Raw genomic sequence first — 14,343 nt, forward strand, 5'->3', positions numbered from 1 at the left:
GCCATCCACGTCGCCGCCCACCAGCAGGCCAGACAGGCCGCCATCGGTCGTCGTCGCCGACTGGTCCACCTCCGCGATCGATCCGCTCGTCACCGCCGCCAGGGTCGGCGCATCGTCCGCACCGGTAATCGTGACAACGATATCATAGCTGGCTGATCCGTCGATTGACGTTACCGTCAGAGTTTCGGTGACCGACTCTCCATCGTCCAAACCTTGGGTCGTCGCTAGCGAGTTATCGAGTGTATAGGTCCAACCACCACTCAACGGATTGAATGTGAAATCGCCGTACGTTCCTGTAAGTGCGCCGGCATCTGGAGCATGAAAAACATTCTCGCCCAGATCAGCATCATTGACGACCAGCGTGCCATAAGCACAAGGATCGCCGGGCAGCCCATTGGCAACGCCGCCCGCCTCGACGACAGCATTATCGCTGACACCGACGACGGATATGGAAGCCGCATCGTTGGCGCCAGTAATATTAATCTTTACGGTCGCCTCACTAAGCGTCCCGTTACCTAGCCTGATCGCATAGACAAATTGATCGCAAAAGATCTGTCCATCCGTGAGCGAATTAATGTCCCGGCCCTGCCCAGGGACACCTGACCCATCGGCAATTCGATATTCGATCTTGCCGTTGTTGATGCGGACCCAATTTCCGCCCAACGTCATTTCCCACTGAGAAACTCCGGCAGAGTTAACATCTTTCGCCAATAGGTCGAAGTCAGCGGTGATGGGATTGCCGTCACCATCTTCAACGGAGAACAGCGTCTTGGCTTTTCCGCCAAGGTCGTTAGCCATAACATCTAGGATGATTGTACTGGTCGCTATACTGTACAGCGTCGTGTTGTTACGCAGATCGTCCTCAACGAAGATGTAGCTGTCATCTTTTGCTTGCGGTGTATTGGTAAACGACGTCGTCGAGCCACCGCCCGTTGTTTGCGTTGCCATGGTCAGTCCCCGGGATCTGCGAGCCGAGTCGCGTTAAATCCTCGTTAACTATGATTGATAAACGCGCACAAACAAAGACTAAGTCAAAAAAAACCGTCCCAAACTGACACAACTTAGACTTTGGTCATGAGATTCCGTAGACAGACCGCGCTCATCCGACTGTCACATTTTTGCTCTGCCTGGCCGCCTTCGACCGCCAATCCCATTTCACCGGGCATTATTTGCACCCAGCGACTACCTTCTTTCTCCAGCGGCTGCGGTTGTCTAAGCGGGGACATGTTGGCGAAATAAACCCGCGAGGCGCGCTCGCCGGCCGATCCCCTTTCCGGGGCGTGCAAGTTGGCCTACCGCACGAAAACCTGCTCCGCCGTGTAACCCGATGCTTTCGAAGAGTGCCCGGTTACCCCTTTGGGAACAGGTCCCGCCAGTAACCGTATCTAGCACAACTCAGGAGACGTCTTTCATCATGAACGCATTCAAGGATCAGTCATTTCAGGATCGCGTCGCCCGCGCTGCCGAAGCGAAGCAGAAGGCACTGGATGCTTTGCGAGCGAAACCGCCCGCAGACCCAGAAGAAGTTGCCGCCCGACAGGCAGCTCGCGAAAAACGGGAAGCGGCCGACGCCGAAAAGCGGAAAGCGAAACAGGCTGCGATGCAGGCCGCGAAGGAAGCTAAGGCTGCCGCCAAATCAGTTGTGGCGCCCGTTGCTCGGACGGAGGCTGAACTGAAAGCTGCCCGCGACGCCCGCTATGCCGCGCGCAAGGCGCGGAAATAGGACCGTGGCAAGCGAGCCCAGAAAGAGTCCTGCAAAGCTGGAAATTCGAACGGCCGTCCCGCAAGACGTCCCCGGGATACTTTCACTCATAAACAGGGCCTATCCCGGCTTTGAGAATTACAGCCCGGGGCAGGTCCGTGGGCAGATCAACAATTTTCCTGAAGGCCAGTTCGTCGCGGTCTTAGAGGGCGAGATCGTCGGCTACTGCGCATCCTCGCGCATTGACGAAGCGATAGCCCTGGCGCCGCATGATTGGGCGACGATCACGGGCAATGGCTTTGGTAGTCGTCACGATCCGACTGGTGACTGGCTCTACGGCATCGAAATGGCCGTCGACGAGCGACGTCGCGGGCTTCGCATTGGAAAGCGTTTATATGATGCGCGCCGGGCGCTTGCCGAACGCCTCGAGTTGCGGGGCATCGTCTTTGGCGGACGGATGCCGGGCTATGCGCGGGCAAAAACAAAGGTAGGTGGCCCTGACCTGTACCTTTCCCAGGTTCAGGAAGGAAAGCTTCGAGATCCGGTTGTTGGATTCCAGATGTCGAACGGCTTCACCCCGATTGGCGTTCTTCGCAACTACCTCCCGTTCGACAAGGCCTCGGGCGGGTTCGCTGCCCACATGGTATGGCGCAATCCGTACGTAGATCCCAACGAGCCTGCGGCTTTTCGTGTGCCTCGCGGGGTCGAAAGCGTGCGCTTGGCGAGCGTCCAGCTTCAGGCGCGCCCGGTGAAAAGCTTCGAGGAGTTCGTTCAGAACATCGAATATTTCGTTGACGTGGCCGCGGACTATCGCTCGGACTTTGTCGTGTTCCCCGAGTTGTTCACCATGTCGCTGCTGTCCTTTGAGAAAGCAGCGCTGTCGCCCATGGAGGCGATTGACCGCATGACCGATCATCGCGCGCCGATCGTCGCCGAACTGTCGCGGATGGCGATGCGGTACAACATCAACATCGTCGGGGGATCACATCCGACCCGCACGGAAGATGGCAGCATCCAGAATGTCGCCTACGTCTGCCTCCGCGACGGATCCGTGCATGCGCAGGAGAAAATCCACCCGACGCCGAACGAAGCCTATTGGTGGAAGATCAAGGGTGGCAGTTCAGTGGATGTCATCCAGACGGACATCGGGCCAGTCGGTGTGCTCATTTGCTACGACAGCGAGTTTCCTGAGCTGGCACGGCGGCTCGTGGATGAAGGCGCTCGGATCATCTTCGTCCCATTCTGCACGGACAACCGGCAAGGCTACATGCGGGTACGCTATTGTGCGCAGGCGCGAGCAATCGAAAACCAGTGCTTCGTCGTTCTATCGGGCAATGTCGGCAACCTACCGGGCGTCGACAATATGGATGTCCAATACGCGCAGTCGTGCATCCTCACGCCATGCGACTTCCCATTCGCTCGCGATGGCGTCGCGGCCGAAGCAAGCGAAAACATCGAAACGCTAACGATCGCGGATGTGAACCTGGCAGATCTTACGTGGGCCCGGGCAGAAGGCACGGTGCGCAATCTTTCCGACCGGCGCTTCGACCTTTACCGGATAAATTGGAATAAGGGCGCTCGTGGTGATCCGGCAGCTAATGTCGGACGACCAATGGGCATGAAGTCCCCTGGCGGGGGCTGACAGATGTCCCATTCCGCTATGCTTAGCCATTTGTCCTTTGGCATCGCTGATTTGGGCAGGTCAGCCGCGTTCTATGATGCTACGCTGGCGCCACTTGGCTTCGTTCGCATTTGGACCGCGGACGACGGAATAGGTTATGGCCCGCCCGGCGAGCTCGATGTGTTCGCGGTAAAGCTCCAATCCAAGACTATGGCGCTACCGGGCCCAGGCTTTCACCTGGCATTCACCGCCCCTCATCGCGATGCCGTCGATCAGTTTTATGCCGCTGCTCTCGCGCAAGGTGGTCGTGACGCCGGAGGTCCCGGGCTTCGGCCGAATTACGGGCCTTCATACTACGCTGCATTCGTCTTCGACCCGGACGGGTACAAGCTGGAAGCAGTACACCAATAGCTAAGCGGCAAGCCGCGAGAGCGGCGAAGACACCCTAGCGGAACAATCAAGCTTGTCCTGAAGCCGCACGAAGTTCAGCGGTAGAGCAAATCTTAATTAGACTAGGTTCTTTGCGGCACCCAATGCGGCATGTTCGCTAGCCTTCTCGGCGATGAGCTTCTCGCGCATAACTTCGGCTCGCTCACTCTGCTTCGCAAGGGCGGTCCAACTAGCCTCCGATGAGAGCCACCGATCACGGACATTTTGGAGTTTGGCTGCAGCTGCCCCTTCGCGAGCTTCGGATGCGCGTTGGCGGTAAAAATCGAGCTGTGCTGACATGTTGTTCCCATTCAAAAAAGGCGGGTGCCCAAAGACACCCGCCAATTGTTGTCCTCCGCCTTGCGACGGAGACAGCTAGTTAAGCTGATTGGAGATTGACCGCACTGGTCTTGCCGCGCCGGTCGTTTTCCAGCTCGTAAGAAACGCGCTGTTCTTTCTCCAGGGTTGTCATCCCAGCAGCTTCAACGGCGCTGATGTGCACAAACGCATCGTTGCCACCGGCTTCGTTCGTAATGAAGCCATAACCCTTGGAGTTGTCGAAAAATTTCACGGTGCCGATCGGCATAACTAATTCCTTCAAATGGGGGACCTGGAAGTCAGATCCTTGCCGCTAGGGAGAAGCGAGAGAGAAGGAATAGGAGCCGCAAAGCGCCGAAAGACCATTCAATTGCGACTGTAGCAGGAGCAGTTGTAACAGCTTCTGGAAAGTTTGACAGCTAGTTTTCCCACGTGCTCCGTAACGAGCTGTATTTCGTAAAAATAATCTACCGCCGCGGTATTATATGCTGATTAGTAAGATCACTCCTCACTTAGAATGTTTTCGCAAAATATTGGACGAATTCTGGAATTCTCAGAGCCTCTACGGCAGATCCAGAAAGGAATTTGCGTGGCAACTTTAACAGGGGCAGCCAGTCACGCGCTCTGGATGACAGCCTGAAGTTACAGGCTTCGATCAGGCCCATCCTCGATTTTTCAATGCTCGTTTCAACGACCGATCAATGCCCGCCACGTCTGGACTCTGTCCATTCGGTCTGGTCTGAAGAGAAGCCTTCGTGATGAACGCAAGGCCGACCGGCTGCGGATCAATTCCAGACCCTATGGGAGAGTTGAGCTCCATGGATCGTCGTCAATTTCTCGGTTCCGCCGGAGCGCTTGCAATCGCCTCCACCCTCCCCGCCTGCGCTACCACTAGTGTCAGCGCGACTGCTAGGGATGCCGGTCCAAAGGACGCTCAATTGCGCGCCCTTCTCGACCGCTTCTTTTACGACCGTCTTACCGACGATCCGGAAAGCGCGACTGCGGGCGGTTTCGACAATGGCGAACACCGAAATCTTAGATATCGCCTGGATGACTACTCGCAATCGGGCGTCGCAAAAGACCTTGCCCGGTCGAAAAGCGAGATCCAGAGCTTGCGCGCATTCGGCCGCGATGGGTTAAGTGACCCCGCCGCCCTCGACTATGACGTCGTCGAATACGGGCTTGAGCGAGCAATCAGCGGCTCGGAGCGGTTTCAGTTCGGCTCTGCAGGCGGACGCTACTCGCCGTACGTCCTAAGCCAGCTGAACGGTCCATATCGCGGCATCCCAGATTTCCTCGACAATCAGCATCCCATCGAGACTGAAGCAGACGCGCACGCCTACCTCTCTCGCCTCTCTTCATTCCCCAAGGCGCTGGACGATACGACCGAGCGCCAACGCGCGGACGCTAGCCGGGGTGTCTTCGCGCCGGATTACCTGCTCGACACTACGCTCCGGCAATTGCGGTCTCTTCGCGATCAGCAGGCGGCGCAGACCGTGCTGGTGCAGTCCATTGCGCGCCGCGCCCGCGAGAAGGGCATCAAGGGCGATTGGGCCCGGCAGGCGACGCAAATCGTCGCAGCCAACGTGTTCCCAGCACTTGATCGGCAAATTGCGCTTATCACCGAGCTTCGCTCCAAAGCCGTCCATGATGCCGGTGTCTGGCGGCTGCCGGACGGTGAAGCCTATTACCAGGGAGCGATAGAAGCCTCGACAACCACGAAGCTCACTGCGGACGAGGTTCACAAGATCGGTCTTGAGCAAGTGGCTGCACTGGAAGCAGAGCTCAACCAGATACTGCGCGCCGAAGGCCTCACGCGGGGCACGCCCGGCGAACGCCTGGCCGAACTCAACAAACGACCCGATCAGCTTTTCCCGAACACGGACGCAGGGCGGGAGGAATTGATTGCCGAACTCAACAAGCAGATTGCCGAGATTGAGGCACAACTTCCGCGCGCGTTTGGAACCTTACCGAAGGCTGACGTCGTTGCGCGCCGGGTGCCCGAATTGATCCAGGCAGGATCCCCTGGTGCCTATTACGATAGCGCGCCGCGCGATAACTCCCGCCCGGCAATTTACTACATCAACCTTAGAGATACGTTCGATCGGCCCAAGTTCGGCCTGCGCACGCTGACCCATCACGAAGCCACACCCGGACATCATCTCCAGATCAGCCTGGCCCAAGAGTCGGAGGAGATACCGCTAATCCGGCGGTACGGCGGCTATTCTGCCTACTCCGAGGGATGGGCCTTGTATGCGGAGCAGCTTGCAGACGAACTTGGCATGTTTGAAGGTCGCCCGCTCGAGCGTGCTGGCATGCTCCAGTCCTTCCTGTTCCGAGCTACCCGCCTAGTCGTTGATTCAGGCATGCACTCCAAGCGCTGGTCACGTGAGCGCGCCACCGACTATTTCCTGCGCACGACGGGCATTGCCCGTGGACGCGGCCAGAACGAAATCGACCGTTACACCGCTTGGCCGGGCCAAGCGCTCAGCTATAAAATAGGACATACGGTCTGGCTGCGATTGCGCGACGAGGCGCGCGCCAAGCTGGGCGATCGCTTCGATCTCAAGCAGTTCCACCAAGTGCTTCTGTTGGGATCGATGCCGCTCACCATTCTCGAGCGCCAGGTCGCTGAGCGCGTCGCTCGCAACGCTGCGTCGCGTGCATAACAAAAAGCGAGACCGTTACTGCCGCTGGCGTACCCCGCCGAGCATGCTAGCAATTACCAGGTCCTAGCCGAGGAGACACTTGCGTGAAGCCCTTGTTACCCCTGTCACTGTCGCTCCTGCTTCTTTCCACCACGGCCTGCGTCCCGGCTACTGGCACGGCGCCAGTCGTGGCTCCTGCGCCAGTTGCAACTCCAGTCGCTACAACGCCTGCCCTGGACCCTGCGGCCGAAGATCAGCGGCTCACTGCATTTCTGGATGCAGCGTTCGAAGAGCAGCTTGCGAGATCCCCGCAGGGCCTCACCTCGCTCGGTCGGAAAGAGCAGTACGATCGCCTCGACAGTTACACGGAAGCATATCGCGCGGATGGCCTGGCGCTGGCGCAGCGGCAGCTGCAGCAGTTGCGCGCTGACTTTGACCCCGCCGGTCTTAGCCCTGCGGGCCGCCTTAGCTACCGATTGTTCGAAAAAGAGGTGCTGGACGAAGTCGAGGCGTGGCGTTGGCGCTGGCATGGCTTTCCGGCCAGCACCAACGGCAGTCCGGCAGGCTCCATTCCCGTTTTTCTAATCAACCAGCACCGGGTGAGCACGGTAGCTGACGCCGAGGCTTACATCTCGCGGCTCCGCGACGTTGAGCGAGTGATGAATGAAATCACTGCCAACATGCGACGGCAAACCGAGGCGGGCATCATTCCCTCGAAGTTCAATTTCGCGCCGGTCCGGGCAGATGCCCGCCGGGTCCTTGCGGGCGCCCCCTTCACATCAGGTGCGGACACGCCGGTTTACGCGGACTTCAAGAGCAAGGTTGCAAAGCTCGACGTACCGCAGGCGGAGAAGGACCGTCTGCTTGCTGCGGCCCGCGAGGCGATGACCGGCCCATTCGCTCGAGGGTATCAGACCTTCCTGTCGACTTGGGATTCGATCGAGCTCCGCGCAACGGGCAACCGCGGCGCCTGGAGCTTGCCCGACGGCGGCGCCTTTTATGCAAACCGCCTAAGCCAATCCACGACGACTGACATGTCAGCGGACGAGATTCACCAGATCGGTCTTGATCAGGTGGCAAGCATTCATCGCGAAATGGAGCGGATCAAGGATCAGGTTGGCTTCAAGGGCACGCTGAAGCAATTCTTCGCCCACATTATACGTGGTCAGCAGTACAAATATCCGAACAATGCCAAGGGCCGGGAGGCCTACCTCGCCGATGCCCGCCGATACATCGCTCAGGTCATGGCCAAAGCGCCGACGATGTTCAGCCGCCTTCCCAAAGCGCCGCTAGAGGTCCGCGCCGTCGAAGAGTGGCGGCAGGAAACCGCGCCTGTCGCATTCTACAACCGGCCATCTGAGGATGGATCGCGTCCAGGCATCTATTACGTGAATCTTGCCGACATGACGCAGGTGTTGAAGCCGCAAACGGAAGCAATCAGCTATCACGAAGGCGCCCCGGGCCACCATTTCCAAATTGCCCTCGCCCAGGAGCTTCCGGGTGTTCCCAAGTTCCGGCGTTTCGGTGGATATGGCGCCTATTCTGAAGGTTGGGGATTATATGCCGAAAGCCTTGGCAAGGAGCTCGGCTTTTACGAGGATCCGATTTCAGAATTTGGGATGTATTCGACCCAGTTGTGGCGCGCGGTGAGACTGGTTGTCGATACCGGCATCCATTCCAAGCGCTGGACACGCGAACAGGCAATTCGCTATTTCCTAGACAACGCCTTGCTGTCCGAGCGGGACGCCACGAAGGAGGTCGAGCGCTATTTCAATTGGCCCGGCCAGGCGACCAGTTACATGGTCGGACAGCTCAAGATCTTTGAACTCAGGCAACGTGCTCAGCGTGAACTTGGTGCGTCGTTTGACCTTCGTGAGTTCCACGCGGTTGTACTTGAGAATGGCGCAGTACCGCTCGACGTTCTCGAAGACTTGATCACGGCGTACATCGCCGATCGCAAACGCGCTGGATAAAGACGCAGGGCCGGTTGCTGCCCATAAATTAGCGCAGCAGCCGGCCCAACGACTTCGACTCTACCGACCCTCAATGGCAGCCATCAGCGACCGCAGTCCGCGTGTCGATGCAGGTGACGCGTTCGCGCTTAGCTGCTCTCCATTCCCGTGTTGAAGTTGGGCAATCAGTCGGTCGTCAGTTCATCGCGAAGTTTTGGAGTTCGGACGCGCGTTCCGCCGTCATAGACCTTATGCATTCAGCCGCCTCGATCAGTCGCAGCGATCCTTGCCGCGCTCCGTAAGCCTCGCAATTGGCATCGCGGTACTCGATCCAGGCACGCTGCGCCTGACGCAGTGCAGCCTTCTGCGGTCCTTCCGCTCGTTGCAGTGCATTTCGGAAATTGACGTTCAATTGTTTGTCCCAGCGCTCACTCCTCGCCTGCAGACATTCAAGAATGTCTGCCGTCGGTCCATCAGCACACTGCCGATATTCAGCGTTGTACATTTCCGCTGACACTGGGCTCGCCGACCAAATTGCCGCGCTGCCCAACGCCGCCAAAAATTGCCCATAGATTTTCATTAATCGTCTTCGTCCGTTTGCTGGCGAAGCCGGGCCCGCGCTTTCGCCTGCTCATCCGCTCCGGCGCGCGGCGCCGGTAAGGTCCGGGGTGCGGGTGCAGCTCGGCCCGCCGCCCCGACAACACTGTCTCGCCTGACAGGTTGTGCGGTACCGGTTGGGGCTCCAGCGGGACGTCCGGCGGCCGCACCGACAACGCTTCCGATGGCAGGACCCCGATCCCTAGAGCCTTCCGGGGCAGGCACGGCTTCCCTATGCTGGGATGGAGCAACAACTTGCTGCCGGGCCCGTTGGCGATTGCTCCTCTCGACATTCACGGGGCTCGCGTAAATATTGTTGTCCACGTTGCCGCGACCATGTTGCTGAGTGGGAGCCACAACTCGCGGACGGGGTCGTTGGCGAACGCGTCCATCGACGTTCACGGGGCTCCTATAAACGTTGTTGTCCACGTTTCCCCGATTTGGCGTCGGCGACTGACCCGTCTTACGGTCTCGCAACAGGTCGATGAGCGTGGCAGGATCCAGGCAAACCGAGGGGCGTAATGGATCGGGAATGCATGGCATGCCCGGCTGTGCCGCTGCCGCTGACGGGAAAGCCAATGCGGCCCCGATAAGGGCAACCAAGGTCGATGTACCAGAGATCGGCGGGGACATGCTGGCCTCCACGGTCGATTAATCGACTCATTCGCGGGCGCCACCAACCTTGATATACATTAATTTCCTAATCAGCATCAATCGGACGCGAAGGGTTTGCCTTCAATTGCCGCCATCAGTGACGCATTGCCACCGGCAGCCGTCGTATCGATGCAGGTTACCCGTTCAGTTGCGAAGCGCGCCACGTAGTGCGGCCCTCCCGCCTTGGGGCCGGTCCCGGACAAACCTTCGCCGCCGAAGGGCTGGCTCTCCACGACCGCGCCAATCTGGTTGCGGTTGACGTAGATGTTACCAACTCGCGCGTTGCGCTCAACATAAAGCCGCGTCGTGTCAATCCGGCTCTGCAATCCTAGTGTCAGACCATAACCGGTTGAATTAATTGATTTGATTACCTTGTCGAGCTCGCCCGATTTCCAGCGAATGACGTGCAGGATCGGCCCAAAGTGCTCACGATCCAAATCCGCCAGGCTCTTGATCTCAACCATCGTCGGACGAACGAAATGGCCACGCTTTGCGTTAGCAGGGAGCTCCAATTGGGCAATCGGCTTGCCTAGCTCGGCGAGATGAGCATCGAGCGCGGCCTTCGCCTCCTCATCGATAACGGGACCGACGTCGACCGTGATGTCCGATGGATCGCCAATGCTTAGCGCATCGAGTGCGCCCGCGATCATCTCAAGCATCGAATCCGCCACGTCGTCCTGGATGAACAAGACGCGGAGCGCAGAGCACCGTTGGCCAGCGCTTTGGAACGATGACGCCACAACGTCTCTCGTGACCTGTTCCGGCAAGGCGGAGCTGTCCACGATCATGGCATTTTGGCCGCCGGTCTCGGCAATGAGCGGAACGATCGGGCCGTCACGGTTAGCAAGACTGCGGTTGATGGCGCGGGCTGTGTCGGTCGAACCCGTGAAAGCAACGCCGCCGATCAGTGGATGCGACGTCAAGGCCGCCCCTGCCCGCCCATCCCCGGGTACCATCTGGACCACATTTTTCGGGATGCCGGCCTTGTGCATAAGCTCAATTGCCAGCGCGCCGATCAATGGGGTCTGCTCTGCAGGCTTTGCAATTGCGCTATTGCCGGCCGCCAAGGCCGCGGCAACAGGACCGATGAAGATGGCCAGCGGGAAGTTCCACGGACTGATGCAGGCAAAAACGCCGCGGCCGTGCAGGCGCAATTCGTTCAGCTCTCCCGTCGGCCCAGGCAGGGACGTCGCACCGGTGAACAGGCGACGAGCTTCGCTGGCATAATAGCGTAGGAAGTCTACCGCCTCGCGCACCTCCAGCACGGCGTCGAGGAGCGTCTTTCCAGCTTCGCGAATGCATAGAGAGAACAGCTCCTCGCGATGCTCCTCGAATAGATCGGCGGCGCGATCGAGCAACGCGGCACGCGCCTCCCCGCCAAGCTGGTCCCACTCGACCTGCACTGCGTGCGCACTGCGCACGATCCGGTCCACGTCTTTCTCGCTGGCCCAGATGGCCTCGCCAACCACGAGCGATGTGTCGAATGGCGAAACGATGCTGCACTTGTCGCCTGATCCTCCGCCCGTCGGCGCCGCCGACCAGCGCTTGCCTTGCAGCTTTGTCAACGAAGCCAACAAAGGCTCGCGCACGAGGGGATCACTAAGATCAACGCCGGCGCTGTTCACTCGGCCCTCGCCGAAGATGGCATTGGGCAGCGGGATCGCGGGATTGCGCCTTGGCTGAAGCGCTTCAAGCTCGGCGACCGGATCCCGAACCAGTGCTTCGACTGGCACTTCATCGTCGGCAATGCGGTTGACGAAGCTGCTGTTGGCACCGTTCTCCAACAAGCGGCGAACGAGGTAGGCGAGCAGCTCTTTGTGACTGCCAACCGGAGCATAAATGCGGACCGGGGTCGGCGTCTCGCCGATGCCCTGCTCCAGCTTGGCCAGTTCCTCGTAAAGCCCCTCACCCATGCCGTGCAGGCGCTGGAACTCGAACGGCGTCTTCCCAGCCAGTGCCTTCACCGCACCAATTGTATTGGCGTTGTGCGTTGCGAATGCCGCGTAAATGCAATCGTTGGCGGCCAACAGCCGCTTTGCGCATGCGAGATAGGAGACATCTGTCGCGACCTTGCGTGTAAAGACGGGGTAGTCAGGAAGCCCGCCAACCTGGGCTACCTTGATTTCGCTATCCCAATAGGCGCCCTTGACCAGTCGGACCATGAGCTTGCGCCCATGCTTGCGCGCCAGTTCAATCACCCAATCGACCAGCGGCACCGCGCGCTTCGAATAGGCCTGAATGGCAAGGCCAAAACCGCCCCAACCGTTGGCGAACAACTCATCGTCCGCAACGAGCGCCTCGATAATGTCCATCGACAGTTCGAGCCGGTCTGCTTCTTCTGCATCGATGGTAAAATGAACGTCTGCCGACGATGCTCGTAGTGCCAGTTGGCGCAGGACTGGCATGATGTCTGCCATGGCCTGCTCTGCATGGCTCCACTCGTAGCGCGGATGGAGTGCGGAGAGCTTTACCGAAATACCTGGAGCCTTGCGGAAGCCTCCCTTGGAGACCTTGGCGATGGTGTCGAGTGCGTCACCGTAGGCGCGGGCATAGCGGGCCGCGTCGGCATGTGTCTTGGCGGCTTCGCCCAGCATATCGAAGCTGTGGCTCCATCCGCGCTGCTGCTCCGGAGCTGCCCGCTTCAGTGCTTCGTCAATCGTCCGTCCGAAAACGAACTGGCGGCCAAGGATCTTCATTGCCTGGCCAACAGCGGTCCGAATGACCGGCTCACCGAGGCGACCGACAGCCCGCCCCAGTGCTGCACGCCAACCCTCAGTCTTGTCGTTGGCTTCGTCGAGTACCTTGCCCGTCAGCAGCAGGGAGAAAGTCGCCGCATTGACGAAAGTGGACCGGCTATCGCCCAGCTTTTCAGCCCAGTCGGGACCGGACAGCTTGTCGTGGATCAAGTCGTCGGCCGTTTCCGCATCGGGAATACGCAGCAACGCCTCGGCAAGACACATGAGCGCAATGCCTTCATCCGAGCCCAAGTCATAGGCCTGCAGGAACGCATCGAGGCCCGCGGCCTTATGCCCACGAACGGCCTTTACGAGCGTCTTCGCGATTGCGCCGGCTTCACCCTGCTGCGCCGCAGTCAATCGGGCCTGCTCCAATCGTTTGTCGACAATCTCATTCTCGTCAGGCCGATAGGCAAGGCGAAGAGCGGTACGATCGATCATGATGGCGTTTTTCCGGCAAATGGCTGGGTGTTCGCGGCGCGGAATAGGCGCTCCCGCGCGGCCTTACCAGCGGGCAAATGATGCCTTTTTCGTAACCATTTCCGGTTACCAGCCAACCGATGGGAATTGCTGCCCCGATTGACGCTACCAACGCAAGGCCACTGGACCCAGTTCGGCCCGGCAGCACCAATGGCTCATCCAAGTTGCTGGGACTGGAAATCCTGCGCTTTTTTGCCGCGCTTGCCGTGCTCTTGTACCATTATCGTCATTTCGCGCACATGGTCGGTGTTCGATCTGTCCTAAGAACCGACGTACCCTTTTATTCCGTTTTCTGGCCGCTGTACGAATATGGTCAGTACGGTGTGCAGCTGTTCTGGGGGATCAGCGGCTACATATTCTTCTGGAAATATGGGCGTCCTGTTCATGACCGACAGGTCGGAGCGGCCGATTTCTTCTGGCTCCGCTTTTCGCGGCTTTACCCGCTGCATCTTGCGACGCTGGCCCTGGTAATCGCCCTGCAAGCGGCGCACCGGAACTTAGTCGGATCGGATTTTATCTATCCGGCCCAGAACGCGACCTTCCTGATCCGCCAGCTATTCCTCGCGACGGATTGGGGGCCTCCCCAGCCCTTCAGCTTCAACGGTCCAATCTGGTCGATCTCGGCGGAAGTTGCAGTCTACGCCGGCTTCTTCCTCTTGCTGCGCAAATTGGCACCGACGGTAAAGCTGTGCCTCGGCGTCGTGCTTGCCGCGCTCATATTGCAGCTTGCTGGGCTCGATTGGGTCTCGATCGGCTGTGCCTCTTATTTCTTCGCAGGCGGCATAGCAGCCTTGGCTCCACAGCGATTGCACCGTGCTGCCGGCCTTGCCCTTGCAGGAATAGTGGTGGTCGGCCTCGCCACGGGGATACTTGGCGACCGGGCAACCCTACCCATGATCTTGCTTATCGCGGTGCCCTGCCTGTTATTGGTGGCATCACGTGAATGGCGAGCACTCGACCGATATGCCGGGCCAATCCAGGCTGCCGGCAACCTCACTTACTCCAGCTACCTGCTGCACTTTCCACTGCAGCTCATGCTGGCGATTGCCGTTGCGCGCGGCGTGGTGGAGGTCGATCTTGCAAGCCCCGCGCTCCTTGCGGCTTACCTGGCAACGACATTAGTCGTCGCCGCCATTAGCTACCGGGCCTTCGAGCTCCCAGCGCAAGATTGGATCCGGCGGCGGACACTCGCCCGCCGCCTCTAATC

Annotated in this window: 12 protein-coding genes; 7 read left to right on the forward strand and 5 right to left on the reverse strand. The window is 59.2% G+C overall.

Annotated features, from left to right (window positions below; genetic code table 11):
* Positions 1-948, reverse strand: a 948-nt coding sequence (locus tag D3M59_RS10465; RefSeq protein ID WP_199662502.1) for a VCBS domain-containing protein, incomplete at its 3' end; no start/stop codon positions are given.
* Between the two features lie 466 nt (positions 949-1,414).
* On the opposite strand from D3M59_RS10465, the gene D3M59_RS10470 reads away from it, so the two are divergent.
* From D3M59_RS10470 to D3M59_RS10480, 3 genes are read left to right on the forward strand one after another with little or no spacing between them, the layout of a single operon-like run.
* The gene (locus tag D3M59_RS10470; RefSeq protein WP_119533627.1) at positions 1,415-1,723 is read left to right on the forward strand and encodes a DUF6481 family protein; all 309 of its coding nucleotides are present in this window, start codon (positions 1,415-1,417) and stop codon (positions 1,721-1,723) included.
* On the forward strand, positions 1,698-3,344 hold the full coding sequence (locus tag D3M59_RS10475) for a carbon-nitrogen hydrolase family protein (RefSeq protein WP_119533628.1): 1,647 nt from the start codon (positions 1,698-1,700) through the stop codon (positions 3,342-3,344). The genes D3M59_RS10470 and D3M59_RS10475 overlap by 26 nt, the downstream gene beginning before the upstream one ends.
* A 3-nt stretch (positions 3,345-3,347) precedes the next feature.
* Complete coding sequence (locus D3M59_RS10480; protein ID WP_233543233.1) at positions 3,348-3,734, forward strand: VOC family protein; 387 nt, start codon at positions 3,348-3,350, stop codon at positions 3,732-3,734.
* Between the two features lie 96 nt (positions 3,735-3,830).
* Here the strand turns inward: D3M59_RS10480 and D3M59_RS10485 are convergent, their stop codons facing one another.
* Both D3M59_RS10485 and D3M59_RS10490 read right to left on the reverse strand, forming a co-directional pair.
* Entirely contained in the window at positions 3,831-4,052 is a 222-nt protein-coding gene (locus D3M59_RS10485; RefSeq protein WP_119533630.1) for a hypothetical protein, read from the reverse strand.
* Between the two features lie 79 nt (positions 4,053-4,131).
* On the reverse strand, positions 4,132-4,338 hold the full coding sequence (locus D3M59_RS10490) for a cold-shock protein (RefSeq protein WP_119533631.1): 207 nt from the start codon (positions 4,336-4,338) through the stop codon (positions 4,132-4,134).
* Positions 4,339-4,888: 550 nt separating this feature from the next.
* On the opposite strand from D3M59_RS10490, the gene D3M59_RS10495 reads away from it, so the two are divergent.
* Both D3M59_RS10495 and D3M59_RS10500 read left to right on the forward strand, forming a co-directional pair.
* Positions 4,889-6,739 (forward strand): DUF885 domain-containing protein, encoded by a 1,851-nt coding sequence (locus tag D3M59_RS10495; protein ID WP_119533632.1) that lies wholly within the window; start codon positions 4,889-4,891, stop codon positions 6,737-6,739.
* A gap of 83 nt (positions 6,740-6,822) precedes the next feature.
* Positions 6,823-8,691 carry a DUF885 domain-containing protein gene (locus tag D3M59_RS10500; RefSeq protein ID WP_119533633.1) on the forward strand — a complete coding sequence of 623 codons (1,869 nt, stop codon included), beginning with the start codon at positions 6,823-6,825 and terminating at the stop codon, positions 8,689-8,691.
* 175 nt (positions 8,692-8,866) lie between these two features.
* On the opposite strand, the gene D3M59_RS10505 is transcribed toward D3M59_RS10500, so the two are convergent.
* Entirely contained in the window at positions 8,867-9,250 is a 384-nt protein-coding gene (locus D3M59_RS10505; protein WP_119533634.1) for a lysozyme inhibitor LprI family protein, read from the reverse strand.
* Positions 9,251-9,799: 549 nt separating this feature from the next.
* Here D3M59_RS10505 and D3M59_RS12365 point away from each other — a divergent pair.
* Positions 9,800-9,922: a hypothetical protein gene (locus tag D3M59_RS12365; RefSeq protein WP_267896960.1), complete on the forward strand. Its 123-nt coding sequence runs from the start codon at positions 9,800-9,802 to the stop codon at positions 9,920-9,922.
* A 55-nt stretch (positions 9,923-9,977) separates the two neighbouring features.
* Here D3M59_RS12365 and putA read toward each other — a convergent pair whose 3' ends face one another.
* Positions 9,978-13,097 carry a bifunctional proline dehydrogenase/L-glutamate gamma-semialdehyde dehydrogenase PutA gene (gene putA, locus D3M59_RS10510; protein WP_119533635.1) on the reverse strand — a complete coding sequence of 1,040 codons (3,120 nt, stop codon included), beginning with the start codon at positions 13,095-13,097 and terminating at the stop codon, positions 9,978-9,980.
* Positions 13,098-13,216: 119 nt separating this feature from the next.
* Here putA and D3M59_RS10515 point away from each other — a divergent pair, with 119 nt between their 5' ends.
* A complete protein-coding gene (locus D3M59_RS10515) occupies positions 13,217-14,341 on the forward strand; it encodes an acyltransferase family protein (protein WP_119533636.1) in 1,125 nt (374 codons plus the stop codon).
* The last annotated feature ends 2 nt before the right edge of the window (positions 14,342-14,343 follow it).

The sequence above is a fragment of the Sphingomonas edaphi genome (assembly GCF_003583725.1).
GTDB classification, from domain to species: Bacteria; Pseudomonadota; Alphaproteobacteria; order Sphingomonadales; family Sphingomonadaceae; genus Sphingomicrobium; species Sphingomicrobium edaphi.